General features: G+C 51.0%; 2 protein-coding genes. Both read right to left on the bottom strand.

Annotation, left to right across the window (positions count from 1 at the left end):
• Positions 1–35 precede the first annotated feature (35 nt).
• Positions 36–443, bottom strand: a complete 408-nt coding sequence (locus tag F1735_RS33990) for a hypothetical protein (RefSeq protein WP_167241454.1) — start codon at positions 441–443, stop codon at positions 36–38.
• Between the two features lie 59 nt (positions 444–502).
• A partial coding sequence (locus F1735_RS33985) for a hypothetical protein (protein ID WP_222853188.1) occupies positions 503–692 on the bottom strand: 190 nt, incomplete at its 5' end.

Below are 692 nucleotides of genomic sequence, written 5' to 3'. Positions count from 1 at the left end.
AATGAGATTAGCCATGATTCCGCCGCCGTAACCGATCAGATTTCCTCCGATATCACGAAAAAGCGATGAAAAATCGTGCTCTCCTGATGTCGGCCAGTTCGGAAAAATCGTTTTGCAATTGGCTCAATATATTCAAAAATAGTGCTCGTCATCGGCACCGCTTTGTCGCTAATTCGCTTTCTTTCCTGAATAACAACTTTGAGATGCGCCCCTTTTTTGCTCTCCATGTCGGGATCCTTATAGATAACCTGTTGCTTGCACAATATTTTGAACTGTATCGCTCCAATGATTTCATCTGCGACTGGCAGCGGGTAGACAAGGACGATAATAATCGTCGAAATTATCATCCGGTACCGCGTATCGCCACCCCGTGTGATACCTTTTGCCGCCCAGCAGAGAACACCGAACCATATCAGCATCAACGCCAAAATATACAAACCCATAACTGCATCATCCCTTCAAATAACCTGCGATTACGACAGATTTTCAGCCAATACTCGTCTCAAACGCAGTCGCCACAAGGACCCCCACTGTCGACGATGGTGTCGTTTCCAAACGCGGCGCCAAAGCTGTAGGTATCGACGCCCTTGCCGCCACGCAGCCAGTCGCTGCCGGTACCGCCGTCAAGCTTGTCGTCGCCGCCCCCGCCCTCGATGTAATCGTTGCCGCCGCCGCCGCGCGTATCGTCGCCG

Origin of the sequence: Massilia genomosp. 1, assembly GCF_011682185.1 — a bacterium.
Classification (GTDB): Bacteria; Pseudomonadota; Gammaproteobacteria; order Burkholderiales; family Burkholderiaceae_D; genus Telluria_A; species Telluria_A rubra.
The sequence above is the reverse complement of the archived record's forward strand: the minus strand, read 5'-3'. Positions and strand labels throughout refer to the sequence as shown.

What these genes read in the sequence shown, in the direction of transcription:
- F1735_RS33990 (WP_167241454.1), bottom strand. Translation starts at nt 443, where the DNA reads ATGGGTTTGTATATTTTGGCGTTGATGCTGATATGGTTCGGTGTTCTC.